The following is a 26,251-nucleotide window of genomic DNA, read 5'->3' as shown; positions in this document are numbered from 1 at the left end:
AAATGTCGGTGCCAACATTCAGCGCCTGGGGTGTGACGGGCATTCCCGAAATTGCCGCCGGGGATGATCTCGTGGCGCTGATCGGCGGGGCGATTGCCGGGATGGGCGCCGGGCATGCTCTGGCCGACGGCGATATTCTGGTGGTGACCAGCAAGATCGTGTCCAAGGCCGAAGGGCGAATGGTGCCGGCCATGGACCGCGAAAAGGCGATTGCTGACGACACGGTGCGTGTGGTGGCCGAGCGAGTGCATCCGGGCGGGGTGACGCGGATCGTTGAAACCAAGCAGGGCATGATCATGGCGGCGGCGGGGCTGGACATGTCCAATGTGCCCGAGGGCTTTGCGCTGAAATTGCCGGAAGACCCGGACCGCTCGGCGCGGGCGCTCTGTGCGGGGCTGCGGGAAAGATTTGGCGTCGAGCTTGGGATTGTCGTGACCGATACGGTGGGACGGCCCTGGCGGGTGGGGCAGACGGATCTGGCCATCGGCGCGGCGGGGCTGCAGCTGACCGATGATTTGCGCGGAGCCAATGATGCCAATGGGCGGCCGTTGCATGTGACCATGGCGGTGGTCGCCGACGAACTGGCCGGGGCGGCGGATCTGGTTAAAGGCAAGACATCGGGCATTCCCGTGGCGGTGATCCGCGGCATGGGGCGGCTGGTGCTGGGGCTCGATGCGCCGGGCGCGCGAACCCTGGTGCGAACCGGCGACGACGACATGTTCCGCTTTGGCTCGGCCGAGGCCTATCAGCTTGGCTATGACGCCGCGATGGCGGAGATGAAATCCAAAAATACTTCAAAGGCACGCTCGAAAGAGCAGAAGCAGGACTGAACCATGCGTCATTCACTTTCTCTGCTGGCCGCCGCGGCGGCCGGATTTCTTGCCGTGCCGGCCTCAGCCACCGACTATCCGCTGAGCCTCGACAATTGCGGCTTTCCGCTGACCATTGAGGCGGCGCCACAGCGCGTGGTGGCGATCAAGTCGACGGCGGCGGAACTGCTGCTGTCGCTGGGGCTTGGAGACAAGGTGGTGGGCTTCGCGTTCCTTGATGGGCCGTTGCCCGAAGGGCTGGGCGGGAGTGACATTCCGGTGCTGTCGGAAAAACTGCCTTCGCAGGAAGTGGTGCTCGAAACCGAGCCGGACTTCGTCTATGGCGGCTGGGAGAGCAATTTTGCTGCCGACGGTGCCGGCGAGCGGCCGATGCTGGCTGAGCTTGGGGTAACGTCCTATGTGGCGCCAGCGGCCTGTCGGTCGGTGAAACCGGCAAAGCTGAGTTTCGATCATCTCTTTGCCGAGATCGCCGAGATGGGGGCGATTTTTGATGTCGAGGACCGGGCGGGGGCGCTCGTGGCAGAGCAGCAGGCGGCATTGGCTGGGGTCACGGGGGATACGCGCGGGCTGAGCGCCGTGTGGTATTCCTCGGGCACCAAGGCACCCTATGTGGGCGCGGGGAGCAACGCGCCGGCCATGATGCTGGAAGCGCTGGGCCTAACGAATATTTTTGCCGGAGTAGACGAGGGCTGGACGGCGGCGAGTTGGGAAGCGGTGGTCGATGCCAATCCCGATGTGATCGTGCTGGTCGATGCGGCCTGGAACTCGGCGGAGGCGAAGAAGAAGCTGCTGGCGGAAAATCCGATTACGTCAAAACTCGATGCGGTGATCAATCAGCGCTATCTGGTTGTGCCGTTCCCGGCGTCCGAGGCGGGGATCAGGAATGTCCCGGCGGTGGTGGATATGGCTGGGCAGTTGGCTGGGTTGAGGTTTTAGGTTTGGCGATCCGGGCGAGATCGGCGTCACCCCCTCCCAACCTCCCCCATCAAGGGGGAGGTGCCGCACCTGTGGATGCGATGAAACGTTGCCACAAACGCGATCTGCACCTCCCCCTTGATGGGGGAGGTTGGGAGGGGGTGTCTGCCCCACGCTCCGTTTGACCCGCTCGCTCCAAACCACCGCCTATATCGCGCTGTGGCTCCTGCTCATCGCAAGTGCGACCATTGCCGTCACCTTCGGCCCGGCCGACATCACGCCGACCGAGGTTTGGACGACGATCCTCCACCATCTTGGGTTCGTGCCCGACAGCCCGGTGTCGCGCTTGCGCGATGCTATTGTCTGGGACCTGCGCATGCCAAGGGTCATCGCGGCCATGGGGGTTGGGGCGGGGCTGGCGCTGGCTGGGGTGGTGATGCAGGCGCTGACGCGCAATCCGCTGGCTGATCCGTATTTGTTGGGGCTGTCATCCGGGGCGGCGCTGGGGGCGGTGACGCTGGTGGTGATGGGTTTTGCGCTGCTGGTGCCGATCGGGGCCTTTGTGGGGTCGCTGGCGGCTTTGGTGCTGGCGCTGTTCATTGCACATTTGTTGGGTGGGGCGACGCCGGTGCGGGCCATTTTGGCGGGCATTTCCATTTCGGCTCTGGCTTCCGCTGCGACCTCCTTCATCATTTTCTGGTCGGCGACGGGGGATTCCTATCGCGAAATCCTCTCCTGGCTCATGGGCTCGCTGAGTGGGTCGAGCTGGCTCGATGCGGGGCTGGTGGTGGTGAGCCTTCTGGTCTGCGCGCCGGTCATGCTGATTTCGGCGCGGGGACTCGATGCCTTTGCCTTTGGCGACAAGGCGGCGGCGAGCCTTGGGGTCGATGTGGCGCGGCTGCGCTGGATGCTGCTCGGCGCTTCGGCGCTGTTGACAGGGGTGATGGTGGCCATTGGCGGGGCCATCGGCTTTGTCGGGCTCGTCGTGCCGCATGCGGTGCGGCTGGCGGTGGGCTCGCGCCATGGACGGCTGCTGCCGCTCTCCATGCTGGTCGGCGCCATTTTCATGCTCTGGGCCGACACCATGGCGCGGACGCTGTTCGATCCGCGCGAATTGCCGGTGGGCATTGTCACCGCGCTGGTCGGGGCCCCGGCCTTCCTCCTGATCCTCATGCGCTTCAGGCGGGTGACATGAGGGAGGGGCTGAAAATTGCGGGTGTCGATATCAGCCGCGGCGGCAAGAGCATTGTCGGCAATGCTGGTTTTTCAGCGCCGGCGGGGAAAGTGACGGGGCTGGTGGGGCCGAACGGGGCTGGGAAATCGACGCTGATTTCGGCCATCGTGGGTCTGGAGCGGCCGGAAGCCGGGTCGCTGAATTTCGACGGCGCGGACCTTGCGCTTATGGGGAGGCGGGAGCGGGCCGGTATCTGCGCCTATGTCGAGCAATCGGCGAGCACCGAGGAGCGGCTCAGCGTTTCCGATGTCGTGGCGCTGGGGCGCATTCCGCATATTTCCACGTGGGCCGCGGGGCTCGGGGCCGACGACGAGGCACTGGTGGCGGGCGCGCTGGCAAAAGTGGATATGGCCGGCTTTGCCACGCGCCAGTTCAACACGCTTTCGGGCGGGGAACAGCAGCGGGTGCATATTGCCCGGGCGCTGGCGCAGGAGCCGAAATTGCTGGTGCTCGACGAGCCGACGAGCCATCTCGATATTCGCGCCCAATTGCAGGTGCTGGACCTTCTGGGCGAGCTTGCCGGGGCCGGTGGTACGGTGCTGCTGGCGCTGCACGATCTCAATCTGGCGCTGCGCTTTTGCGATTGGCTGGTGGTCATGCATATGGGCCAGGTGGTGGCCGAAGGACGGCCGGCCGAGGTTTTACGCGAAAACCTGCTGGCCGAGGTCTATGGCGTGCGGGCCCGCCTGATCGAGGGGCCAGGTGGGCCGGTGATTGCCTATGAGGGCACGGTTTAGCAACGCGACTTTACCGGCGGTTCAGCATTCCGATCGAAAGGCGTTCGGCGTAACCGATCCGTAATGGGCGGCTTTCTAGTGTCCGCTCCGTAACTTTACGGATGTGTGCCGTGCTTGCCGTTCTCGATTTTTTCTTCCGCGGCCATGATCTCGTTTTCGTCGCGCTTGCCGCTTTGGTCTGCCTGCTTTCAGCCTATGCCTGCGTAAGCCTGTTGCGCCACGCGATGCGAATGGAGAAGCGGGCGCGGCTGATCTGGACGACCGTCTCGGCTCTTTCGGTGGGGCTGGGGATCTGGTCGACGCATTTTGTCGCCATGCTCGCCTTCCGGCCGGGCTTTGCGCTGCAATATGACATCCTGCTCACCGGCGTTTCGCTGCTGATTGCCATTGGGATTTGCGGCGCCGGCCTTGCCATGGCGATCCGCGCGACCGGAACCGCCGACCGGTTTCTGGGTGGCGCGGTGATCGGCGTCGGCATTTCCTCCATGCACTATGTCGGCATCGCGGCTCTGCTGCTCGAGGGACAATTGCTCTGGAACAATGGGCTTGTGGGGCTCTCGATCCTGGCCGGTATCGTCATCTCCGGCCTTGCCGTAGTCACGGCCATGGGCGCGGGGCGCGCACGCCTGTTTTCCGGCGCGGGTCTACTGACGCTGGCGATCTGCGCCATGCATTTTACCGCCATGGGCGCGGCGGATTTCAGCAATTGCCTGCCGCTGCTGCATGACGGCGCGGAAATCGATGGCGGCGTGATGTCGGTCATCGTGGCGCTGATCACGCTCTTTATTCTGGGCGCGGCGCTGGGCAGTATCGTGCTCGATGAAGCCGACCGTCGCCGGACCGAGCGCGAGGACCTGCGCCAAAAGGCCGATGCTGACCGGCTTGCCTCGGTAAGCCAGAAGCTTGAACTGGCGCTGACGCATATGGGGCAGGGGCTGGCGCTGTTTTCGGCCGACGGCCGCGTGCTGCTCTACAATGACCGGCTGGTCGAACTGCTCTCGCTACCGGCCGGGACCGATCTTGAAGGGCGGACGCTCGAGGTGATTTGCGAGGTGGCAAGCCGCCGGGTCGCATCCGGGGATGCGGCGGCGCGGCCCGATCTCGCCGCGGCCCTTGCCGCCGAACATCGCGGACTGGCGGCGCGGGGCGGCCAGACCGTGCATAGCTTCGATGGTCAGCGCTTCCTGCGCGTGCAGCACAACCCGACCGGCGACGGGCGCTGGGTGACGCTGATGGAGGATATTTCCGAGAGCAAGCGCAGCGAGGCGGCTATTGCCCATCTCGCCCAGCATGACACGCTGACGGGTCTGCCCAATCGCGCCCGGTTCGATGATCTCTTTGAACGGGCTTTGAGTGAGGCCGGCGAAGAGGGCGGGCAGGTCGGGGTGGTCGCCGTGGACCTCGACCGCTTCAAGGACATCAATGACAGCTATGGCCACGCGACCGGCGATCAGGTGTTGCGCGTTCTCGCCGAACGCTTCACCGCCGTATTGAAGCCCGGCGAAGTCGTGGCGCGCCTCGGTGGCGACGAATTTGCGGCGCTAAAGCCCTTTGGCAGCATCGACCAGTTGCGCGACTTCCTCCATCGCATCGAGGGCGTGCTGTTCGGCGTAGTCGATTATCAGGATATTCAAGTGGCCACGAGCGGCAGCATCGGGGTCGCCACCTATCCGCAGGACGGCGCGGATCGCTCAAAATTGCTCAGCAATGCCGACCTCGCCATGTATCGGGCCAAGGCCGATTTCGAGGCCCGTATCTGCTACTATGAAAGCGGCATGGACGAGAGCGCGCGCCAGCGCCGCTCCATGGCCAAGGACCTCTGGGAGGCGATCGATATCGGCGGCTTCGATCTGGCCTATCAGGTTCAGAAATCGGTCGCGACGGACGCTATTACCGGCTTTGAGGTCTTGTTGCGCTGGGACCGGCCGGGGCATGGCCCCGTATCGCCCGCCGATTTCATTCCGGTGGCCGAAGAATGCGGCGCCATCAATGCCATCGGCGCCTGGGTCTTGCGCATGGCCTGTGAGGAAGCGGCCAGCTGGCCTGATCCTTACAAGATCGCAGTCAATGTTTCGGCGCTGCAACTGGCCCAGGCCGATCTCGTCGATCTCGTCAAAATGGTGCTTTATCAAACCGGCCTTGCCCCGGAGCGGCTGGAACTGGAAGTGACCGAAACCGCCATCATTTCGGACAAGAAGCGGGCGCTCAATGCGCTGCGCCAGATTCGCGCCATGGGCGTTTCCATTGCCATCGACGACTTCGGCACGGGCTATTCCTCGCTCGAAACCCTGCGCAGCTTCCCCTTCGACAAGATCAAGCTCGACCGCTCCTTCATGGCCGAGGTCGAACATTCCGAGCAGTCCAAGGCCATCGTGCGCGCCATTCTGGCGCTGGGCCGCAGCCTTTCCGTGCCGGTGCTAGCCGAGGGTGTCGAGACGCGCGAACAACTCGACGTGCTGCGGCTCGAAGGCTGCAACGAGGCGCAGGGCTTTTTGCTGGGCCGGCCGGGGCGGATGGAATGGGAAGAGGAACGCGAACTGGCGGCGATTGCCTAGGGGTGTTTGGCGGTCAGTAGCCCTCATGGTGGGAGCTACTGCTGAAACGACAAAGGGCGCCTAGGCGCCCTTTGCTTTTGCTGTTTCAGTTCGTCTTAGAACGGGCTGTTAGGATCGAGGAACTCGGCAGCGTTGTCCTTGGTGATCAGGGTCGATTCGAGGACGAAACGGCCGTTGACGTGGACGCCGCCCACAAGGTGGGACGTCGTCAGCTCGATCGCCGTGGCGATCATGGCCGGGCTGTAGGAAACATCGACCGGGGTCAGGGCAGAGCCATCGGCCACGGCCTGCAGGATCTGCTGCATGCCGGCGCCGCCGACGATGAACATATCCTTGTCACGGCCAGCCTGCTTGATGGCTTCGATGGCACCGAGCGAGATGTCGTCGTCCTGGGTCCACACTGCCTTGATGTCGGGGAAGCGGGTCAGGAAGTCCTGCATGACCTTAAAGCCGTCATCGCGGTTCCAGTTGGCGAATTCGTCGTCGAGAACGGTGATGTTGGAGCCTTCGATCCCCGACATGAAACCATCGAAACGCTGCTGATCGATCGGGATCGGCAGGCCGCGGAGGATGACGATGTTACCGCCTTCGGGCAGCTGTTCCTTGATATAGGCAGCAGCATTGGCGCCGAGGCCCGGATTGTCGCCGGCGACATAGAGGTCTTCGACACCATCGATCGAGAGTTGGCGATCAACGACGGTGACGAACTTGCCGGCGTCCTTGACCTGCTTGATGGCCGAGGTCATGGCGTCCGGATCGCCGGGCAGGATGACGAGGGCGTCGATGCCGCGCGTGGAAACCATGTCTTCGATATCGGCGATCTGCTTGGGCGCATCAGGCGCCGAAGCGAAGACGAACTCGACGTTCGGATAGGTGGTGCCGAGGCGCTTGATGGCGTCCTGGGCGAAGTAATTGACGCCACCGGTCCAGCCATGGTCGGCCGCCGGCACGGAAACGCCGATGGTCACCTTGTCCTGGGCAATGACTGCGCCCGTGAGGCTGCCGGCGATAACGGCCGATGCCAGAAGGGATTTTGCCAGTTTCATTCGTAGTCCTCCCGAAATGCCCTTTTTGGGCGATGTAAACTTTTGCCGAAAGCGCTCTAGGCGTTCTTGCGGCCGCGTTGCAGCATGACCGCGAGAATGATGATGACGCCCTGGAATGCCCCGTTGAGATAGGGGCTGATGAGGTTTTGGAGATTAAGGATATTGCCGATCAACCCGAGAATGACGACGCCGACGACGGTGCCCCAGATGCGGCCATAGCCGCCCTTGAGGGTGGTGCCGCCGATGATCACGCCGGCAATGGCTTCGAGTTCCCAGAGGACGCCCGTGGTGCTGGAGGCCGAGCCGAGGCGGGGCACATAGAGCAACACGGCGACGCCGACCAGAACGCCTTGCAGGATGTAGGTCAGAAGGCGGACGTTATCGACATTGATCGAGGAATAGCGGGCCACCTGCTCATTGGAGCCGATGGCGGCGCAATAGCGGCCGAAGGCGGTGTAGCGCATGGTGATTTCGCCAGCGATGGCCACGAGCGCGAAGACGATGATCGGCCACGGCACGCCCAGAAGGCCGTCGTAGTAGACCGGGCGATAGACGTCGGCGACCTGGAAATTGAGCGATAGTGTGCCGCCATTGGCAAGGAACGTCACGAGCGAACGGAAGATGCCCATCGTGCCGAGGGTGACGATAAAGGCTTCGATGCGCCCTCGGGTGATCATCATGCCGTTAAACGTGCCGGCGACGCCGCCGAGGAGAATGCCGGTGGCCATGCCGGCCAGCACCACGCCCCAGCCGATGCCCATGGTGGGGATCAGCCAATTCATCACCATGATCATGACGCCGGCAATGACCGCGGCCATGGAACCGACGGAGAGATCTAGCCCGCCGGCGGTGATGACGAAGGTGGCGCCGATGGCGATGATGCCGATGAAGCTCGACCGCGCGAGGACATTGGTCAGGTTATTGTAGCTCAGGAAATTCTCGTTGAGCGAGATGCCGAGCAAGACCAGAAGGGCGAGCGCAAGCAGCGGCCCGACCGTTTTGAGATCGAGGCGAAACCCGCGCTTGGTTTTTGCCGGAATATCAGGCGCTGATACGCTCATCGTTTCCACTCTGCTTGATGCCCGCGGCGTACCGCATGATTTCTGCTTCGGTTATTTCTGCGCCTTCAAGCACGCCCGTCAGGCGGCCTTCGCGCATCACCACCACGCGGTGGCTAAGGCCGATCACTTCCTGCATTTCCGAGGAGATGAGGATGATCGATTTGCCCTCGGCGGCGAGGGCCGCGATGATGTGATAGATCTGCTGCTTGGTGCCGACATCGATACCGCGGGTCGGCTCGTCCATGATGACGATCTCGGGCTCGCTCTCCATGGTCTTGCCCAGCATAAGCTTTTGCTGGTTGCCGCCGGAAAGCCGGCCGACGGCGACGGAAGCATCGCGGGCGCGGATATCGAACCGGCGGACGGCGCGCTCGAGGGCGCGGTCTTCGCTCGCCCCATCGAGGAAGCCGCCCTTGATGTGTTTTTTGAGCGTGAGGAGAGTCAGGTTTGGCCGCAGACCCATATTGAGCAAGAGGCCTTTGCCCTTGCGGTCCTTGGTCATATAGGCAAGGCCTGCATCGACCGACTGGGCCACTTGGGTGAAATTGACCGGTTTGCCATCGAGCGTTATGTCGCCGCCGGTGCGGTGGGTGAGGCCGACAATGGCCTCGGCGACAGCGGTGCGACCCGAGCCGATAAGGCCGGCAAAGCCGAGAATTTCACCGCGCTTCAGGTCAAAGGAAATATCCCGAACGCCCTTGGCGGTGAGATTGCGCACGCCAAGGACGACGGGCGCATCGACATCGGGTTCGTGCTTGGGTGGATAGAGGTTGGAGAGTTCGCGGCCGACCATCATCTGGGCGATGGAGTCGGGGGTCAGTGCCTCGGTGCCGACGGTGGCGATCAACTGCCCGTCGCGGAGAACGGTGACGCGGTCGGCCAGCTCCATGATCTCGTCGAGCTTGTGCGAGATGAAGATGACGGCGACACCGCGCGCAGTGAGGCGGCGGATCTGCTCGAAAAGGGTCTGGGTTTCGGCGACTGAGAGGACGGCCGTGGGCTCGTCCATGATCAGGACCCGCGCATCGCGGCTGATGGCCTTGGCGATCTCGACCATTTGCTTGTCGGCGACCGAGAGGGTGTTGATGCGATCATCGGGATCGACGCGGACGTGCAGCGTGTCCATCAGTTCAGCGGCTTTGCTGCGCATCGCGCCGAGGTCGAGAAAACCGAAACGCTTGATCTCGCGGCCGAGGAAGATGGACTCAGAGGCAGTGAGGTGTTCGGCCAGGTTCAGTTCCTGGTGGATGAGCACGATGCCCATGGCTTCCGCCTTGCCATCGGGCGGCAAGGTGACGGTTTCGCCATCATAGGTGATGGAGCCCGAGGTCGGCTGTTCGATGCCCGAGAGGATTTTTATGAGGGTGGATTTGCCCGCGCCGTTTTCGCCGATGATGGCGTGCACTTCGCCGGGCTTGATGTCGAAATCGATGCTGAACAGCACCGGGATTTCGCCAAAGGATTTGGAAATGCGATTGGCCGACAGAACGGCAGGCGCAAGTGTGCCTTCGGCTGATGACATCGCAAAACCCCTCCCCTGGACGCGGCCCGTTGACCCGGCTCTTCGTCCCTGATGTGATGATGTAAAGGTTTTCATGAATGATGTAAAGGTTTACACAGAGGCAAAAGAGGGTAAGCCTCTGGGGAGGGTCTGGCGCTCCGCGTTGCATCTGCTAGAGGCAGGGAAACGGGCGCCAGTTGTGTGCGGGGCTTTACGAGTGCAGCACCAGAAACTGGCTACGATAGAAGACGTTGCGGCACTTGCCGGCGTATCCATCGCCACGGTCAGTCGCGCCCTCAACGAGCCCACCAAGGTTGCCGACGAAACGCGCCGCAAGGTGACCGAGGCGATCGCCCGCACCGGCTACACCACCAATGCCATGGCCCGGTCGCTGCGCATGCGGCGATCCAACATGATTCTGATCCTCGCGCCCGACGTGGGCGACCCGAACTTTTCCAATATTCTGGTGGGGCTCGAAACCGAGGCCAGCAAGCGCGGCTATGGCGTACTCATCGGCAATACGCAGAACGACGCTAGCCGCGAGACGGATTATCTGCGCTTCATCAGCTCCAATCAGGCGGATGGGCTGATCCTTTTCACCGGACACTTGCCCTATGGCTTTGGGCAAGATGGGACGGAGGGGCGCTTGCCGCCCATGGTGGCGGTCAACGAGCCGGTGCCCAATGCCGACGTGCCCTTTGTCGGTGTCGACAATTTTGAGGGCGCGCGGATAGCCACCGAGCACCTGATCTCGCAGGGGCACAAGCGCATCGCCTTTGTCGGGCGATCAGGCAGCCGCGAGGTCAATCGCCTGCGGGAAGAGGGCTATCGCAAGGCGCTGGCGGGGGCCGGGATCGCGGTCGATCCGCGCATGATCATCGATGGCGATGGCACGACCGAGAGCGGGCGCGCGGCGGCGGAACTGATGTTCGTGCGCGATGTGCTGCCGACGGCGTTCTTCTGCGTCAACGACGCGACGGCGCTCGGGGTGATCATCTCGCTCAATGCGCGGCACTATGATCTGCCGCGGCAGTTCTCCATCATGGGTTTTGACGATATTTCGTTTTCGAGTTTTGTGACGCCCTCACTGACGACGATGAAGCAGCCGCGCCACCGGATCGGCGAGGCGGCGATGGAACTGCTGCTGCAACTGCTGGCGGGCGAAAAGCCGCACGAGCAACAGGTGCTGCTCAGGGCCGAGTTGATCGTGCGAAACTCCGTGGCGCGGGTGGGGTAGGGTACCACCAGCTGTCACCCCGGCGAAGGCCGGGATCCATCTCGAGATCTCAGGATGGGCCCCGGCCTTCGCCGGGGTGACAATCGAGTTTGTGCGTGGTGTCGGGGACGGCGCTTTGCGGTCTTACAGGCCCTTGGCTTTCAGCCACTCTTGCATCCAGACGATTTCGCCTTCCTGAGCCGTGATGACCTCTTCGGCTAGCTTACGGACCTCGGGATCGCTGCCGTGTTCGAGCACGACGCGGGCCATGTCGATGGCGCCTTGGTGATGCGGGATCATGCTGCGGATGAAATCAGCGTCGGCATCGCCCGAAAACTCAATGTCCATGCCCTCGTGCATGCGCGCATTGGCGTCGCGATAGCCGATGGTTGCGGCCGACTCGCTGGCGGCGGTTGCGCCATGGCCGGCATGGGCGTCCTGAGCGTGGGCCGGAAGGGCGAAAAGGGCGAAGGCGAGAGCGAGGGAAGCGGTTTTCATTGGGCCACCTTTTGGTTATGCCCCACACAATTGCGGGCTTGCCAGATGGCAAGGTCAAGCGCCGTTGACACGCAACTGGCGGAATTGTTACTTAATTCCATGCTTAACCAAAATCCCAAGTTCGACCTGATGTTCCAGGCGCTGGCCGACCCGACGCGGCGGGCGATGATCGACCGCCTCAGCCGCGGTCCGGCCTCGGTCAGTGAACTGGCCAAACCCTTCGACATGTCACTGCCCGCCGTCGTGCAGCACCTGCAGGCACTGGAAGCGAGCGGGCTGGTTTCCTCGCAGAAAGTGGGGCGCGTGCGCACCTGCAAGATCGAGCCGGAAGCGCTGAGCCAGGCCGAGCAATGGCTCAATGAACGCCGGACCCTGTGGGTAAACCGGCTCGATCGGCTGGGCGAATATCTGGCGGCGACGGCCGACGAGGAAGAGGGCAAATGAGCGAAAAACAGCGCAGCGTCAGCCACGCGACCTTTGTGCTGGAGCGCCGCTACAAGGCGAGCGCGGCGCGGGTCTATCGCGCGCTGTCCGAGCCCGGCGCCAAGGCGCAGTGGTTCACCCCGCCCGAGACCTGGGGCAAGGACGAACAGACCATGGATTTCCGCATTGGCGGGGTGGAAACCAGCATTGGTGGTCCCGTAGGCGGGCCGGTGCATGCGTTTCGGGCGGTTTATCAGGACATCGTGCCCAATGAGCGGATCGTCTATTCCTATTTCATGACGCTGGACGACGTGCGGATTTCGGTGTCGGTCTCGACGTTTGAGCTGACCGCGGATGGCGATTTCACGGTGCTGAAAATGACGGAAATGGGCGCCTATCTCGATGGGTTCGATGATGGCGGGCGGCTGAGGGAAGAGGGGACAAATGAGCTGCTTGATAAGCTTGGGCGGTTTGTGGAGGGGGATTGGGAGTAAACCACGGGAGCCGCGTTCTCCCTTCTCCCCTTGAGGGAGAAGGTGCCCCGAAGGGGAGGATGAGGGGTATTCTTGCGGTGACCTCACTCGCTCCTCTGCGGAGGATAGAATACCCCTCACCCTGGATTTTCGCTGAACGCGAAAATCCTGTCCCTCTCCCTCAAGGGGCGAGGGGGGCACCGAATTCGCCGTGGCGAATTCGGTTGGGGCCGGTGGTTCAGACCGCTTCCGGCGTGTAGCCCGCCTCCTTGATCGCCTCTTCGCCCTTGGCGCGGTCGCCAGTAAAACTCACTTTGTGGGTATCGAGGTCGACGCTGATTTCGGCGCCTGGGAGCGCCTCTTCGAGCGCCTTGCGGACGGTGCCGACGCAGTGGCTGCAGGTCATGTCGTTGACGGTGAAAATGGTTTTGTCGGCCATGTCAGTGTCCTTTGGTCTTGGAATGTGTCCCGGCGAGGTCGTCGAGAATGGGGCAATCGGGGCGGTTGTCGCCGTGGCAGCAATGGACGAGATGCTTCAATGTCCCGACCATGGATTCCAGTTCCGCAATCTTGGTTTCGAGCGCCGATATGTGGCCTGAGGCGATGTCACGCACTTCGCCGCTGGCACGGGTCTTGTCCTGCCAGAGGGCGAGGAGGGCGCTGGTTTCCTCGATGGAAAACCCCAGGGTGCGCGAGCGGCGGATGAAGCGCAGGACGTGCACCTCGTCGCCGCCATAGACGCGATAATTGCTGCCGGTGCGCGAGGGCGGGCGAATGAGGCCGATCTGCTCATAATAGCGGATCATTTTCGCCGATACGCCCGAGGCGTCGGCGGCCTGGCCGATATTCATGCATGTTCTCCCTTGATGGCGCGCAGGCGCTGGGCGTTGCCGACGACGAAGACCGAGGAGAGGGCCATGGCCCCAGCGCCGAGCATGGGCGAAAGCAGAATGCCGAAGGCGGGATAGAGAACGCCCGCGGCAACCGGAATGAGCAAGGCATTGTAGCCAAAGGCCCAGAAGAGGTTCTCCCAGATGTTTTTCATCGTGGCGCGGCTGACCGTCAGGGCGTTGAGCACGCCCTGCAAATTGCCGCCGAGGAGGACGACGTCGGCGCTTTCGATCGCGGCGTCGGTGCCCGTGCCGACGGCAATACCGATGTCGGCTTCGGCGAGGGCCGGGGCGTCATTGATGCCGTCGCCGACATAGGCGACGGTGCGGCCGCCGCCGCGGAGAGCCTTGATGGCGGCGACCTTGTCGGCGGGGAGGACTTCGGCCTGCACCTCGTCGATACCGAGCTGGGCGGCTATGGCGGCGGCGGTGCGCTTGTTGTCGCCCGAGATCATTGCCGTTTTGAGGCCCATGGCATGAAGGCGCGCGACGACGGCCTTGCTGGAGGGTTTTACGACGTCGGCGACGACGATGGCGGCGGCGATTTTTCCATCCACTGCGGCAAAGACAGGGGTCTTGCCTTCGTCGGCGAGGCGCTGAAGTGTCTCGGCAAAGTCGGACAGGTCGAGACCTGCCATCATGCGGGCGGAGCCGACCTGTACCTTGCGGCCACCAATAGTGGTGACGACGCCGTGGCCGGGGTCGGAGTCGAAGTTTTCCAACTCGGGCAGGGTTAGGCCTGCCTTGGCGGCAGCGGCAACGATGGCCAGGGCAATCGGATGCTCGGAGCGGCTTTCGGCGGCGGCGACCAGCGACAGAACCTCGTCATGCTCGAAATCATCGTCGAGGATGAGGTCCGTGAGAACAGGCTTGCCCTCGGTGAGCGTGCCGGTCTTATCGAAGGCAACGACATCGGCATCGCGCAGGCGCTGCAGGGCTTCGCTTTTGCGGAAGAGCACGCCGAGCTCGGCGGCGCGGCCGGTGCCGACCATAATGGACGTCGGCGTGGCAAGGCCCATGGCGCAGGGGCAGGCGATGATCAGCACGGCGACGGCATTGACGAAGCCGAAGGTTGCTGCGGGATCGGGCCCCCAGACGAACCAGACTATGAAAGTGAGCGCGGCGAGGGCCATGACGGCGGGCACGAACCAGGCGGTGATGAGGTCGACGGTACGCTGGATCGGCAGCTTGCCGCCCTGGGCCTCTTCGACCATGCGGATGATCTGGGCCAGCATGGTATCGCCGCCGACCTTGGTGGCGCGGAAACGAAAACTGCCCGAAGTGTTGAGCGTGCCGCCGATGACGGTGTCGCCGGCTTTCTTTGAGACGGGCAGGGGTTCGCCGGAGATCATGGATTCGTTGACGTGGCTGGTGCCGTCAACGAGTTCACCATCGACGGCGATCTTTTCGCCGGGGCGGACGACGATGATGTCGCCAACCTTCACCTGTTCGATCGGCATTTCATGGACCATGCCATTGTGCTCGACGCGGGCGGTTTTCGCCTGTTCGCGCACGAGGCGCTGGATGGCTTCGCCGGTGCGGCCCTTGGCAATGGCTTCGAGCCAGCGGCCGACAAGGATCAGCGTGACGATGACGGCGGCAGCTTCGAAATAGACATAGCGCGTTTCGGCCGGCACGAGCTGGGGGGCGAAGGTGACGACGGTGGAGAAGAGCCAGGCTGCACCGGCGCCGAGGGCGACGAGCGAATTCATCTCGGGCGCGCCGCGGAGGAGGGCGGGGATGCCGACCTTGAAGAAGCGCAGACCGGGGACGAAGAGCACGAAACTCGCGAGGATGAAATAGGTGACGTAGAGGACGTCCATCGAGCCGACGGACATCAGCCACATGTGGAAGGGCATGTAGAGGTGGCCGAGCATTTCGACCGCGAAAAGCGGCACGGTCGGGATGGCGGCGATGATGACGTCGCGGCGGAGGATGGCCGCGTCTTCGTCGTGGTGGTGGCTATGATCGTGCGCGGCGTGATCGGGCTGACGCAGGCTGCCCTTGTAGCCGACCTTTTCGACGGCTTTCAGCAAGGCTTCGGTTTGCCCGCCGCTCACGGTGGCGCGTTCGGTCGCAAGGTTCACTGATGCCGCCTCGACGCCGGGAACCTTTAGAAGCGCCTTCTCCACCCGCGACACGCAGGAGGCGCAGGTCATGCCTTCGATATCGATGGCAACAGGGGTAGGCGAATGGGTGTGATGGACGTGTGCTGTCATGGGTTCTTACTCCGTCCTCATGTAGATAGACCTTCCCATCATGGTAAGGTCAAGAGGCGAAGAGACTTCTTTTCCTCACCGGTGATGTCGTCGGGAAAACAATTGTGGCTTCAACGATGCGACCTGTTGGCACAGCGACAAATCTCCTGATTATATTCTGAGCGCTGCGAGCCTATTTCATGCGCTGTCAGGAGCTTGATCCATGCAGACGGTTCGCAAAGACATCCACAATTCGCAATTGCCGATCCTGTGCCAGAGTTGTGAGGCGCGGCATCAGGGTATTTGCGGGGCCATGAGCGCCGAGCAGCTGCTTGCCATTTCCAAGCATACGCGGCGCGTGCGGCGCGAGCCGGGGCAGGAGATCATGGCAGACGCCATGCCGATCGCGGCCTATGCCAATGTGCTCAAAGGCGTGGTGAAGCTGACAAAGGTGCTCGAAGACGGGCGCCAGCAGGTGGTGGGGCTGCAGTTTGCGCCCGATCTACTGGGCCGTCCCTTTGCCAGCGAAAGCCGGGTGACGGCGGAAACGGCGTCGGACGTTGAACTGTGCATGATCCCCAAGGCGCCGCTCGAGGCGCTGATGACGGCGGGTGGCCCGGTCGAGCACCGGATCATGATGCAGGCGCTACGTGAGCTTGACGAGGCGCGCGACTGGATGGTGACGCTGGGGCGCAAGACGGCGGCCGAAAAGGTGGCGAGCTTTTTGTACCTTTTGGCGACCCATATCGACCCGACGGAGGAGGAAGCGCTGGTAACGTTCGACCTGCCGTTGAGCCGGGCGGATATTGCCGACTTTCTGGGGCTGACCATCGAAACGGTGAGTCGACAGCTCACCAAACTCAAGGCCGAGAAGGTGATCGAGATCGCCAATTACCGGCATGTGACGATTGCCGATCTGGCGCAACTGCGGCTGCGCTGCGGGTAAGGGGTTTTCACGGAGATCCGGGCTCCCAGCACCCCCTCCCATCCTCCCCCATCAAGGGGGAGGTGCAGGACTGTGGGTGGGGCGAGACAGTGCCTCTAACTCGATACGACACCTCCCCCTTGATGGGGGAGGATGGGAGGGGGTGACGGCAAGCGCGGTGACGTAAGTTATCCCGACAGTCTGCCATTCCGCATTTCGAGAACGCGATCCACCGTGCAGTCGGGAATGGTGGCGTGGGTGACCATGATGACCGTGCGGCCCCTGGTGGCTTCGGCGAGTGTCTCGAAAAAGCTGAGTTCATTGGCGCGGTCGAGCGCATTGGTGGGCTCGTCGAGAAGGATGATCGGCGCGTCCGAGAGCAGGGTGCGCGCGAGGCACAAGCGGCGCATCTGGCCAGCCGAGAGCGTGCGGCCGGCTTCGCCGAGGACCGTATCGAGGCCCTCGGGTAGCGCGGCAACGAATGTGTCGAGTTTTGCCGCTTCGAGCGCGGCCCAGATGGCCTCGTCATCGGCGAGGGGGCGGGCGATGCGCAAATTGTTGCGGATCGTGTCGATGAAGACTGGGCTGTCCTGGCTGAGGAGGGCAATATGGGCGTGGACCTGAGCACTGGCGATATCGTGGAGCGCGGTGCTGCCGATGCGGATGTCGCCGCATTGTGGTTCGTTGAGACGCAGGAGCAGGCGGAGCAGCGTCGATTTGCCGCCGCCGCTGGGGCCGGTGATGGCGACGCGCTCGCCGGGGACGATGGTCAGGGTGACGCCGTTGAGAACAGGCGCGCCGCTATCATAGGAAAAATGCACGTCGTAAAAGCCGATCTTCTGGCCTTCGGGGAAGGGCAGGGGCAGGTCGGGTTCGACGATGGCCGGCGGCAGGTTGGCGAGGGCGGTGAGGCGTTCGGCGGCGGCGAGGGCGGCGGCGGATTTGCCGACGCTGCGGATGATGACGGCGGTGGCTTCAAAACTGCCGAGGACGGCGAGGACCAAGCCGACGAAGACTGCGGGGTCGAGGGCGCCCGCTTCGTGGGCGACGAGGCCGGTCCAGAGCGTGCCGATGAGAGCGATTGCGGCGAGCACCTGTACGGCCATGGCGGCAGCGCCGGTAAGAGCGGCAAGGGTCAGGCGGCGCTCGGAGAGGCGGCGGGCGAAGGCGGAGAAGCGGTCTCTCGCGGTGCCCAAAACGCCCAAAATGGTGAGATCGGCGTGGCCGCTGATGGCGTCATAGACGGAGATGCGCGTGTCGGCGGCGGCGCTGACCACCTCGCGGCCGACCTTTCGCGCCGAGATGACGAGAGCGGCAGGGACGAGGAAGACGGCGCTGGCGACGGCAAGGGCATAGACGAGGGCGGCGGAGGGGAGGAAGACGATCAGCACGCCAGTGACCGCGGCGCCCATGAGCAGGGCGCCGAGCATCGGGCCAATGGCGACGAGGAAGGCGACGTCGAGCGCATCGACATCGGCGGTCAGGCGGCTGACGAGGTCGCCGTGGCGAATGGAACGATCCGAGAGCGGCAGGCGCGGGAAAAGCGCGGCGAAGAGCCAACCGCGTAGATCGGAGAGGAGACGCAGGGTGGCGTTGTGGCCGACGAACCGCTCGCCATAGCGGGCGAGAATGCGGATGAAGGAAAAGGCGCGGACGAGGGCCGAGGGCACAAAGAGATTGAAGCCGAGGCCGAGCGTCGTCAGCGCCGTGGCGGTGATGAACCAGCCGGAGGTGCCGAGAAGGGCAATGCCGGCAGCAAGGGTGATGGCCGAAAGGAGGAGGGCCAGCGACAGCGCGCCGAGGCGGCGGCGGAAGAGCGGGGCGAGCATGGCAAAGACACTCATGCGACACCTTGCTGATGCGTGGGGAGGACTACCGGCAGCAGGGAGGCGCCGGCAATGCGCCAAGCCTTGCCGAGGCGCGTGGCGACGGCATGCGAATGGGTCGCGACGACAAGCGTGCGGCCCTTGGCGTAGTCGAGAATGGCCGAGATGATTTCGGCTTCGAGCGCCGCGTCGAGATGGGCGGTGGGTTCATCAAGGAGAATGAGGCCGGCATCGCGGAGGAACAGGCGGGCCAGCGCGACGCGCTGGGCCTGACCGCCGGAAAGGCCGATGCCGTCTTCGCCGATGAGGGTATCGAGGCCCCGCGGCATGGCGGCGGCGAACTGGGTAATGCAGGCCCGTTCGGCCGCGCGTTCGACATCCTGCCGCGTGGCATCGCGCCGGGCGAGGGCGATGTTTTCGGCAATGCTGGCGTGAAGCAGGCGCGGCTTTTGGGTGAGGAGGAAGGTGCGGGCGCGCAGCTCTTCCTCGGGCCAGCTCTCGAGGGTGCGGCCATCGAGCAGGATATCGCCTTCGGCGGCGCGGAGGCCGGCAATCGCTTCGAGAAGGGTCGATTTGCCCTGGCCGCTGGGGCCGAGAATGGCGACGTGCTGGCCGGCGGCAATCTTGAGGGCGCTATCGGCGAGGACGACGCGCTGGCGATCGGGGGTGCGGAGCGTGAGGCCGGAGAGATCAAGCGCGATGGCCTTGCCCGATTGTGGGGCGATGTCGGCGAGGGGCGTCGGCTCGGCGGGCAGTTCGCCCAGCTGGCGTTCGATTTCGACGAGGGCCGCCTTGGCGGAGGCGCGGTCGTGGTAATGCGCGGCAAGGAGACGCAGCGGATTATAGACCTCGGGCGCCATCAGGAGGAGGAACAGCGCCAGCTCCAAAGTCAGGGGCGAGGAGCGCAGGTGCAGGAAGTCGATGAAGGTGAGGCCGAGATAAAGAGCCACGCCGGCAACGCCGAGGGCGGCGAAGAATTCGAGGACAGCGGAGGAGAGGAAAGCGATGGCGAGCACTTTTAGGGTGCGGCGGCGTAGCGTCTCGCTGGCCGAGACGATGCCATGCACTTCGGCGGCTTCGCGGCCGAACAGTTTGAGCGTGAGAAGGCCACGCAAGCGGTCGGCGAAACGGCCGGAAAGGCGGGTGAGGGCCTGGGCCTGCCGGTCAGTGGCGGCCTGGGCGCCCCAACCGACCAGCGCCATGAAAAGGGGAATGAGCGGCGCGCTGACGAGGAACAGGAGGCCGGCGACCCAATCGAGCGGAAAAATAATGGCGCCAAAGACCAGCGGCAAGAGCGCGGCCTGAGCCGAGGCAGGCAGATAGCGCGCAAAAAAGCCGTCAAGCGCTTCGACCTGATCGACAATGGCCGTGACCGCAGCGCCAGAAGCCGGCTGATCCTGACGGCGTGGTGAGCGGGCAAGGAGCGAAGAAAACAGGGAGTCGCGGAGATCGCGCTTGATGTTTTCGGCGGCCAAGGTGCCGAGCCAATCGCCCAGTGCCGAAAGGCCGGCGCGGAAAACGAGGAGGGCGAGGATGAGCGCGACGCTTGGCAGGAGCGCGTCGATGGTCTCGCCGCCCTCGATGGCGCGGCCGATGACATTGGCAAGGCTGGAGGCCTGCCAGACGAGGAGGCCACCCGAGACCAGCGGCAGCGCTATCGCCAGCCATAGGGCCGCACGGCCATGGCGTTGCAATCGCGATAGGGCCTTGCCGGCAGCTTTGTCTTGCGGGGTCACTTGGTTTTTGCTTGGCTAGGATGCGAGGCTCGGGGGCCTCGGTCTTATTGGTTTTGTTAGGATGATGTCGTGCAACGCACCTTGATCTAGGTCAAGGCGCGTATTGCCGCGTTGCGCGATGAGAGAGGCAGAGGCAGTCCGTTCGTGGCTGCCCATAGCAGCAGCAAGGCAGGACCTGCCATGATCGACATGACTGTCGTAGAACTCTCGCGATGGCAATTCGCCGCCACCGCCATGTATCACTTCATCTTCGTGCCGCTGACGCTCGGGCTATCCATGCTGATGGCCATCATGGAGAGCGTCTATGTGATGACCGGCCGAGAAATCTGGCGCAAGGCCACGATTTTCTGGGGCACGCTGTTCGGCGTCAATTTCGCCATGGGTGTCGCCACCGGCATCGTCATGGAATTCCAGTTCGGCATGAACTGGAGCTATTATAGCCACTATGTCGGCGACGTCTTCGGCGCGCCGCTGGCGATCGAGGGGCTGATGGCCTTCTTCCTCGAGGCCACCTTTGTCGGTCTCTTCTTCTTCGGTTGGGACCGTATGAGCAAGGTGGGCCATCTGGTCGTGACCTGGCTCGTCGCGCTCGGCACCAATTTCTCGGCGCTGTGGATCCTCATCGCCAATGGCTGGATGCAGAACCCGGTGGGGTCGAAATTCAATCCCGACACCATGCGCATGGAAGTCACCGACTTCATGGCGGTGTTGTTCAACTCGGTCGCGCAGGCCAAGTTCGTGCACACGGTCAGCGCCGGCTATGTCTGCGGCGCTGTGTTCATCTTTGCCATTTCGGCCTTCTATCTGGCGCGCGGCAAACATGTGGAGATCGCCAAGCGCTCGATGGTCGTGGCGGCGAGCTTCGGTCTGGCCGGCGCTCTCTCGGTCGTCGTGCTGGGTGACGAAAGCGGCTATGTCGCAACCGAGCACCAGAAGATGAAGATCGCGGCGCTTGAAGCGAGCTATCACACCGAAGAGGCGCCTGCGCCCTGGACGGTGATTGCGCTACCGGGCGAAGATGGCGGCGCGCCGAGCTTTTCGCTCCAGATTCCGTGGGTCGGTGGCCTCATCACCACGCGTTCGCTGGACGAGGAATTGCTGGGCATCGAGGAACTGACCGAGCATGCGCAGTTGCGTATCCGTTCGGGCATGATTGCCTATGATGCGCTGCAAGACATCCGCGCCGATGGCACGAACCAGGACGCGCGCGCGATCTTTGACGAGCACTGGGCCGATCTCGGCTATGGGCTCTTGCTCAAAAAATATCGCGAGGATGTCGGCAACGCCACGGACGCCGAAATCGCCATGGCGGCGGAGGACACCGTGCCCGATGTCTGGCCGCTGTTCTGGACCTTCCGCATCATGATGGGGCTTGGGTTCTTCTTTATCGCCTTCTTCGCGTTCTGGTTCTGGAAGGCGTCTACGGGCAAGCTCGACAGCAACAAGAACCTCCTTTGGCTGAGCTTTTTCCTGCTGCCGACGCCGTGGGTCGCCATCGAGGCGGGTTGGTTCATCGCCGAATTCGGCCGCCAGCCCTGGGTGGTGGAAGGGGTGTTGCCAACCTTCTATGCGGCTTCGACGCTCAACTTCTGGGACCTGGTGATTTCGCTCAGCTTCTTCACGCTGCTTTATACGGTGCTGTTCGTCATCATGATCATGCTGATGGTCAAAATCGTCAAAGCCGGGCCCAAGGATCACTTCTTTATCGATAGTCCGGATGTCGACGACTTCGTTGTCGCCGCTCTTCCCGCTACCCCCGCGACTAAGGAGCTCGGATCGTGAGCACCATTCCACTCGACTATGAAACCCTGCGGCTCATCTGGTGGCTGCTACTCGGTGTGTTGCTGATCGGCTTTGCCATCATGGGTGGGCGGGACCTCGGCGTCGGCGCGCTGCTGCCTTTTGCGGCGCGCACCGATGATGAGCGGCGCGTGCTGCTCAACGTGGTTGGTCCCACCTGGGAAGGCAATCAGGTCTGGCTGGTGCTGGGCGGCGGCGCCATTTTTGCCGCCTTCCCGCCGCTCTATGCCGTGAGCTTTTCGGGCTTTTACCTGGCGATGATCGTTATTTTGCTGGCTCTGATCCTCAGGCCCGTTGGGTTCAAGTTCCGCGGCAAGATTGCCGACGCCCGCTGGCGGGCGACATGGGACTGGGCGCTGTTTATCGGCGGGGCGGTGCCCTCGCTGATCTTCGGCGTGGCGGTGGGCAATGTCATCCTCGGGGCGCCGTTCCACTTCGACGATACGATGCGCTCTTTCTATACCGGCAATTTCTTCCTGCTGCTGACGCCCTTTGCTCTGCTCTGTGGGCTTGTGAGCCTTGGCATGCTGGTGACGCAGGGGGCTTCGGTGATCGTGGGTCGCACGGACGGGCTGTTGGCCGAACGGGCGCGGACTATCGGCATCTGGGCGGCGCTGGGGACGATCGTTCTCTTTGCTCTCGGCGGCGTCTGGGTGGCCTTCGGTATCGATGGTCATGTCATTACCAGCGTGGTCGATCCCAATGCGCCGATCAATCCACTCGCCAAGACGGTGGAATTGGTGCGTGGCGGCTGGTTGAGCAATTACGGCGCCTATCCCTGGATGATTGCCGCGCCGGTAATCGGGTTTGCCGGCATGGCAATGGCGGTGTTGGGGCTCAATGCCCGCTGGAAGTTGGTGCCGCTGCTTGCGACCAGTGCCGGTATATTCGGCGTTATCTCGACGGCCGGGCTGTCGCTGTTCCCGTTCCTGCTGCCGTCTTCGAGCGTGCCGCAGGCCGGGCTGACGCTGTGGGATGCATCTTCGAGCCACACGACGCTGTTCATCATGCTCTTGGTGACTGCGTTCTTCCTGCCGATCATCATCCTCTATACCGGCTATGTCTTCCGGGTGATGCGCGGTCCGGTGACGACGACCAGCCTCAACAACAACCCCAACGCCTACTAGGAGAGAGACGATGTGGTATTTTTCCTGGATTCTCGGCCTCGGCCTTGCCTGTACTTTTGGCATTCTCAACGCCATGTGGTTCGAAATGCGCGAGGATAGACGCATAGCGCGTGAGGAAGGGCGGGAGCCGATCGCCCGCTAGCGCATGGGTCGTACCATTTGGTCAAAAATTACAAAACCGGGTTTTGCGCGAGCAGGACCCGGTTTTTGCTTTTTAATTCAATGGATTGGGTGGGGCTGGTCGACTAGGCCGGGGAATTCGGTCAGAAATCCACCTAAACCGAATATGAACCATATGCCTTATTTCTGTGCGCTGAGTGCATAACGGATGTGCAGAAGGTCCATCTACTAATCACGACCCCTCCGGTCTACATAGAGGTCATCAAACGAAGGGGAATTAAAATGAACATTGCCAAGAAGATCGCCGATTTCGCCCGTTACCAGCGCACCCTGCGCGAGCTCAACTCGCTCGACACGCGCCAGCTGAACGACCTGGGCATCACCCGCTCCGACATCAAGTCGATCGCGCGCGGTACCTACGCCGCCTAAGCTTTAGGCAAATCGGTAGTAATGATGAAGGCGTCCTCCCGGGCGCCTTTTGTCGTTTTTGAAGAGCCTTCTGTAGGTGTCGAGCGTGTTGCTCCACCCCCTCCCACCCTCCCCCATCAAGGGGGAGGTGTCCGGCCGGTGGTCTTGACGAAATCTCATCCCAAACTCGATACAGCACCTCCCCTTGATGGGGGAGGATGGGAGGGGGTGCTTCGGCGCTCGTGCTATTTACCGCGTCAAATCCGCCACAATACACTCAAGCGCCTTGACCAGATCGTCCGGCTTGATGCGGATCTGCAAGCCGCGTTGGCCGCCGTTGAGAAAGATTTCGTCGTAGAGCTGGGCCATTTCGTCGAGTGCGGTGGGGACCGGTTTTCGCTGCCCGAGAGGGCTGATGCCGCCGACTTTGTAGCCCGTCAGACGCTCGGCGTCGGCGGGCTTCATCATGTGAGCGGACTTGCCGCCGAGCGCGGCGGCCAACTTCTTCATATTGACCTCCTCGTCGGAAGGCACGATGGCGCAGATCGGCTTGCCGTCGAGTTCGGCCATGAGGGTCTTGAACACCTCGCCCGGCGACACGCCCATGGCTTCGGCGGCCTGCAACCCGACACGTTCGGCGTTCGGGTCATAATCGTAATTGGCGAGGGTGAAATTTATGCCGGCCTTGATGAGGGCCTGCGTGGCGGGCGTGGTCTTGGACATGGCATTGTTTTACCGCTGTCGCGGCAAAGCTCAAGCCTCAGCGCTCAAGATCGGGGCGCTGGACCCAGCGGGGGTCATTGAGAATGGTGTCATAGTCCTCGATGCCGGCATCCTTCAGGATATGCCGGGAGAGCCGCAGGGCATGAATGGCGCGATGGCGATGCGGCGAGCGGGCAGCCGGGCGGTTGCTTTCGCGCAGGGCCGGGAGCGGCAGGAGGAAACCAAGAAAACTGGGCAGGGCGAACATTTGATACATTCGCTGGCCTTATGGTCAGCGTCCTCGTCTGGTTGACATGAACCAGAAAATGCGCCTGATTGCGGCTGATATCCAACTAAACGTCAGCACCAATACATAAGGAGGATTTATCCATGTCCCTGCCTCCCCTCAATGCGATCCGGGCTTTTGAAGCGGTGGCGCGGCATCTCAGCTTTACCCGCGCGGCCGAGGAATTGGGGATGACTCAGGCGGCGGTCAGCTATCAGATCAAGCTGCTTGAGGAGCGTGTCGGCGCGCCGTTATTTCTGCGCAAGCCGCGGCAGGTGGCGCTGAGCGAAGTGGGGAACAGCCTCGCGCCGCAGGTGCGGCAGGCTTTTGAAATCATGCGCGAAGCCTTTGCCGATACGCGGGGCGAGGTCGATGGCCTATTGTCGATCACCACCGTGCCGACCTTTGCCAGCCAATGGCTGGCGCAGAATCTGGGGCTGTTTCAGATCGACAATCCCGATATCGCCGTGCGGCTCGACAGCACCAGCAATATGGTCGATCTGCTCAATGACGAGTTCGATATCGGCATTCGTACGCTGGCGGCGGCGCCGGAAAAGGGGGTGATCTCGCACCTTCTGCTCAAGGCCGATTTCACCCCGCTCCTTAGTCCGGCTTTGGCTGAGAGCATCGGTGGCGTCAAGGAGCCGGCGGACCTTTTGAAACTGCCCATGCTCGATCCGCAGGACGAATGGTGGGCCTTGTGGTTCGAAATCGCCGGCGTTCCGGGCTTTTCGGCCGAGGGGCGGCCGATGAGCATGCTGAATTGGCAGAGCCTGCTTGGCACGGCGGCCATGGCCGGGCGCGGTGTTACCATGCTGACGCCGGCGCTTTTTCGCGACGAAATCGCGTCGGGCCGGCTGATCCAGCCGTTCAAGCTGCTGGCGCCGGCGGGGCGCGGCTACTACCTCGTCTATCCCGAAAACCGGCGCAATGCGCCCAAGGTCAAGCTGTTCCGTGACTGGATGCTGGGGGCGACGGCCTTCATGCGCGAAGCCGCTTAATGTTAGCAGACTGTTACCGTCGAGAGGCGCGTTGCGCCGCTAGCGTGAAAATCCTGACACAAGCTGTCGCGGACCGCGGCTAGACCTCCCCGAACGACCTGGTGAGGAGGCAAAATGAAGCGCGACGAACTCAATGGCGTCATCGTGCGCGCCAAGGCTGCGACCTATGTCGGGGGCGGCGTCAAGGCGCCGGCTTCGCGGATGGGATCCCATGACCTCGGCTGGTCCGAGGGCGCGTGGCGCTATCTCGACAGCTACTTTGGCGGCACGGATTTTCTGGGGCAGGAAGTGCTCTGGCGCGGCGCCGAGCCGGTCTGGGCGATGAGCTACTATGGCTATGTGCTGCGGCCGGATTTGATCGATGCCGTGGGGGCCGGGGAGACGATCAAGGGGGCGCTGACCGCTATGTATGGCGAGGGGCGGTTTCTCGGTGGGTTCGATTGGACGGGGCCGCATGGGCGATATGTCGATAAAAGCGAGGGCGGGGTTGGGCAGTTTCGGGGGCGCGAGGTGATTTTGGTCGGTGGGGTGGAGGCCTATGGGTTGGATTATTTTGGGGGGCTGGTGAAGGCTTAGGGTCGCCTTACACCCCTGGCGTTCCGGGTCTCCCTTCTCCCCTAGCGGGAGAAGGTGCCCGAAGGGTCACCGAATTCGCGTTCGCGAATTCGGTTGGGATGAGGGGTAATGCGGTGCAACCGCAGAACTCATTGCGGAGGATAGAACCCCTCACCCTGCAATTCTGC

General features: G+C 63.0%; 26 protein-coding genes. 15 read left to right on the top strand and 11 right to left on the bottom strand.

Features of this window, described 5'->3' with window-relative positions; translation table 11 throughout:
* Nucleotides 1–2 precede the first annotated feature (2 nt).
* The 5 genes from cofE to ASD83_RS08000 all read left to right on the top strand — a co-directional run bounded on the left by cofE (nucleotide 3) and on the right by ASD83_RS08000 (nucleotide 6,271).
* The gene (cofE, locus tag ASD83_RS08020) at nucleotides 3–830 is read left to right on the top strand and encodes a coenzyme F420-0:L-glutamate ligase (protein WP_056309504.1); all 828 of its coding nucleotides are present in this window, start codon (nucleotides 3–5) and stop codon (nucleotides 828–830) included.
* Nucleotides 831–833: 3 nt separating this feature from the next.
* Entirely contained in the window at nucleotides 834–1,766 is a 933-nt protein-coding gene (locus ASD83_RS08015; protein ID WP_056309502.1) for a putative F420-0 ABC transporter substrate-binding protein, read from the top strand.
* Between the two features lie 160 nt (nucleotides 1,767–1,926).
* On the top strand, nucleotides 1,927–2,940 hold the full coding sequence (locus ASD83_RS08010; RefSeq protein WP_056309500.1) for a putative F420-0 ABC transporter permease subunit: 1,014 nt from the start codon (nucleotides 1,927–1,929) through the stop codon (nucleotides 2,938–2,940).
* On the top strand, nucleotides 2,937–3,716 hold the full coding sequence (locus ASD83_RS08005; RefSeq protein ID WP_056309498.1) for an ABC transporter ATP-binding protein: 780 nt from the start codon (nucleotides 2,937–2,939) through the stop codon (nucleotides 3,714–3,716). The genes ASD83_RS08010 and ASD83_RS08005 overlap by 4 nt, the downstream gene beginning before the upstream one ends.
* Before the next feature lie 110 nt (nucleotides 3,717–3,826).
* Nucleotides 3,827–6,271, top strand: coding sequence for an EAL domain-containing protein (locus ASD83_RS08000; RefSeq protein ID WP_162249135.1), 2,445 nt, complete (start codon nucleotides 3,827–3,829; stop codon nucleotides 6,269–6,271).
* Between the two features lie 95 nt (nucleotides 6,272–6,366).
* Here the strand turns inward: ASD83_RS08000 and ASD83_RS07995 are convergent, their stop codons facing one another.
* From ASD83_RS07995 to ASD83_RS07985, 3 genes are read right to left on the bottom strand one after another with little or no spacing between them, the layout of a single operon-like run.
* Nucleotides 6,367–7,317, bottom strand: a complete 951-nt coding sequence (locus ASD83_RS07995; RefSeq protein ID WP_056309494.1) for a substrate-binding domain-containing protein — start codon at nucleotides 7,315–7,317, stop codon at nucleotides 6,367–6,369.
* A gap of 56 nt (nucleotides 7,318–7,373) precedes the next feature.
* Nucleotides 7,374–8,378, bottom strand: coding sequence for an ABC transporter permease (locus tag ASD83_RS07990; protein ID WP_056309492.1), 1,005 nt, complete (start codon nucleotides 8,376–8,378; stop codon nucleotides 7,374–7,376).
* A complete protein-coding gene (locus ASD83_RS07985) occupies nucleotides 8,359–9,900 on the bottom strand; it encodes a sugar ABC transporter ATP-binding protein (RefSeq protein WP_056309490.1) in 1,542 nt (513 codons plus the stop codon). Before ASD83_RS07985 ends, ASD83_RS07990 begins: the two co-directional genes overlap by 20 nt.
* Before the next feature lie 196 nt (nucleotides 9,901–10,096).
* Between ASD83_RS07985 and ASD83_RS07980 the strand changes: the two genes are divergently transcribed.
* On the top strand, nucleotides 10,097–11,116 hold the full coding sequence (locus ASD83_RS07980) for a LacI family DNA-binding transcriptional regulator (RefSeq protein ID WP_056309488.1): 1,020 nt from the start codon (nucleotides 10,097–10,099) through the stop codon (nucleotides 11,114–11,116).
* A gap of 123 nt (nucleotides 11,117–11,239) precedes the next feature.
* On the opposite strand, the gene ASD83_RS07975 is transcribed toward ASD83_RS07980, so the two are convergent.
* Nucleotides 11,240–11,593 (bottom strand): DUF305 domain-containing protein, encoded by a 354-nt coding sequence (locus ASD83_RS07975; protein WP_056309486.1) that lies wholly within the window; start codon nucleotides 11,591–11,593, stop codon nucleotides 11,240–11,242.
* A 99-nt stretch (nucleotides 11,594–11,692) separates the two neighbouring features.
* On the opposite strand from ASD83_RS07975, the gene ASD83_RS07970 reads away from it, so the two are divergent.
* Nucleotides 11,693–12,037: an ArsR/SmtB family transcription factor gene (locus ASD83_RS07970; RefSeq protein WP_056309484.1), complete on the top strand. Its 345-nt coding sequence runs from the start codon at nucleotides 11,693–11,695 to the stop codon at nucleotides 12,035–12,037.
* Complete coding sequence (locus tag ASD83_RS07965; RefSeq protein ID WP_056309483.1) at nucleotides 12,034–12,510, top strand: SRPBCC family protein; 477 nt, start codon at nucleotides 12,034–12,036, stop codon at nucleotides 12,508–12,510. Before ASD83_RS07970 ends, ASD83_RS07965 begins: the two co-directional genes overlap by 4 nt.
* 217 nt (nucleotides 12,511–12,727) lie before the next feature.
* Here ASD83_RS07965 and ASD83_RS07960 read toward each other — a convergent pair whose 3' ends face one another.
* Genes ASD83_RS07960 through ASD83_RS07950 form a run of 3 tightly spaced genes read right to left on the bottom strand, consistent with a single transcriptional unit; the run spans nucleotide 12,728 to nucleotide 15,598 of the window.
* Nucleotides 12,728–12,928 (bottom strand): heavy-metal-associated domain-containing protein, encoded by a 201-nt coding sequence (locus ASD83_RS07960; protein WP_056309482.1) that lies wholly within the window; start codon nucleotides 12,926–12,928, stop codon nucleotides 12,728–12,730.
* Between the two features lies 1 nt (nucleotide 12,929).
* The gene (gene cueR / locus ASD83_RS07955) at nucleotides 12,930–13,340 is read right to left on the bottom strand and encodes a Cu(I)-responsive transcriptional regulator (protein ID WP_056309481.1); all 411 of its coding nucleotides are present in this window, start codon (nucleotides 13,338–13,340) and stop codon (nucleotides 12,930–12,932) included.
* Nucleotides 13,337–15,598, bottom strand: coding sequence for a heavy metal translocating P-type ATPase (locus ASD83_RS07950; RefSeq protein ID WP_056309479.1), 2,262 nt, complete (start codon nucleotides 15,596–15,598; stop codon nucleotides 13,337–13,339). The genes cueR and ASD83_RS07950 overlap by 4 nt, the downstream gene beginning before the upstream one ends.
* Before the next feature lie 202 nt (nucleotides 15,599–15,800).
* On the opposite strand from ASD83_RS07950, the gene ASD83_RS07945 reads away from it, so the two are divergent.
* A complete protein-coding gene (locus ASD83_RS07945) occupies nucleotides 15,801–16,523 on the top strand; it encodes a Crp/Fnr family transcriptional regulator (protein ID WP_056309477.1) in 723 nt (240 codons plus the stop codon).
* A 167-nt stretch (nucleotides 16,524–16,690) separates the two neighbouring features.
* Here the strand turns inward: ASD83_RS07945 and cydC are convergent, their stop codons facing one another.
* On the bottom strand, nucleotides 16,691–18,346 hold the full coding sequence (gene cydC / locus ASD83_RS07940; protein WP_056309475.1) for a thiol reductant ABC exporter subunit CydC: 1,656 nt from the start codon (nucleotides 18,344–18,346) through the stop codon (nucleotides 16,691–16,693).
* Nucleotides 18,343–20,064 carry a thiol reductant ABC exporter subunit CydD gene (gene cydD, locus ASD83_RS07935; RefSeq protein WP_200946469.1) on the bottom strand — a complete coding sequence of 574 codons (1,722 nt, stop codon included), beginning with the start codon at nucleotides 20,062–20,064 and terminating at the stop codon, nucleotides 18,343–18,345. The genes cydC and cydD overlap by 4 nt, the downstream gene beginning before the upstream one ends.
* A 183-nt stretch (nucleotides 20,065–20,247) precedes the next feature.
* Between cydD and ASD83_RS07930 the strand changes: the two genes are divergently transcribed.
* The 4 genes from ASD83_RS07930 (at nucleotide 20,248) to ASD83_RS20610 (ending at nucleotide 23,540) form a co-directional block, all read left to right on the top strand.
* Entirely contained in the window at nucleotides 20,248–21,846 is a 1,599-nt protein-coding gene (locus ASD83_RS07930) for a cytochrome ubiquinol oxidase subunit I (RefSeq protein ID WP_200946486.1), read from the top strand.
* Complete coding sequence (cydB, locus tag ASD83_RS07925) at nucleotides 21,843–22,991, top strand: cytochrome d ubiquinol oxidase subunit II (RefSeq protein WP_056309470.1); 1,149 nt, start codon at nucleotides 21,843–21,845, stop codon at nucleotides 22,989–22,991. Before ASD83_RS07930 ends, cydB begins: the two co-directional genes overlap by 4 nt.
* 10 nt (nucleotides 22,992–23,001) lie before the next feature.
* Entirely contained in the window at nucleotides 23,002–23,133 is a 132-nt protein-coding gene (gene cydX / locus ASD83_RS20615) for a cytochrome bd-I oxidase subunit CydX (RefSeq protein WP_082561013.1), read from the top strand.
* A gap of 260 nt (nucleotides 23,134–23,393) precedes the next feature.
* The gene (locus tag ASD83_RS20610) at nucleotides 23,394–23,540 is read left to right on the top strand and encodes a DUF1127 domain-containing protein (RefSeq protein ID WP_082561012.1); all 147 of its coding nucleotides are present in this window, start codon (nucleotides 23,394–23,396) and stop codon (nucleotides 23,538–23,540) included.
* Nucleotides 23,541–23,768: 228 nt separating this feature from the next.
* Here ASD83_RS20610 and ybaK read toward each other — a convergent pair whose 3' ends face one another.
* Both ybaK and ASD83_RS07915 read right to left on the bottom strand, forming a co-directional pair.
* On the bottom strand, nucleotides 23,769–24,242 hold the full coding sequence (gene ybaK / locus ASD83_RS07920; protein WP_056309468.1) for a Cys-tRNA(Pro) deacylase: 474 nt from the start codon (nucleotides 24,240–24,242) through the stop codon (nucleotides 23,769–23,771).
* 37 nt (nucleotides 24,243–24,279) lie between these two features.
* The gene (locus tag ASD83_RS07915; protein ID WP_056309466.1) at nucleotides 24,280–24,489 is read right to left on the bottom strand and encodes a hypothetical protein; all 210 of its coding nucleotides are present in this window, start codon (nucleotides 24,487–24,489) and stop codon (nucleotides 24,280–24,282) included.
* Between the two features lie 122 nt (nucleotides 24,490–24,611).
* On the opposite strand from ASD83_RS07915, the gene ASD83_RS07910 reads away from it, so the two are divergent.
* Both ASD83_RS07910 and ASD83_RS07905 read left to right on the top strand, forming a co-directional pair.
* Nucleotides 24,612–25,508 carry a LysR substrate-binding domain-containing protein gene (locus ASD83_RS07910; RefSeq protein ID WP_056309463.1) on the top strand — a complete coding sequence of 299 codons (897 nt, stop codon included), beginning with the start codon at nucleotides 24,612–24,614 and terminating at the stop codon, nucleotides 25,506–25,508.
* A gap of 114 nt (nucleotides 25,509–25,622) precedes the next feature.
* Nucleotides 25,623–26,084 (top strand): DUF5680 domain-containing protein, encoded by a 462-nt coding sequence (locus ASD83_RS07905; RefSeq protein WP_056309461.1) that lies wholly within the window; start codon nucleotides 25,623–25,625, stop codon nucleotides 26,082–26,084.
* Nucleotides 26,085–26,251: the final 167 nt, after the last annotated feature.

The sequence above is a fragment of the Devosia sp. Root685 genome (genome assembly GCF_001427875.1).
Lineage (GTDB): Bacteria > Pseudomonadota > Alphaproteobacteria > Rhizobiales > Devosiaceae > Devosia.
The sequence above is the reverse complement of the archived record's forward strand: the minus strand, read 5'-3'. Positions and strand labels throughout refer to the sequence as shown.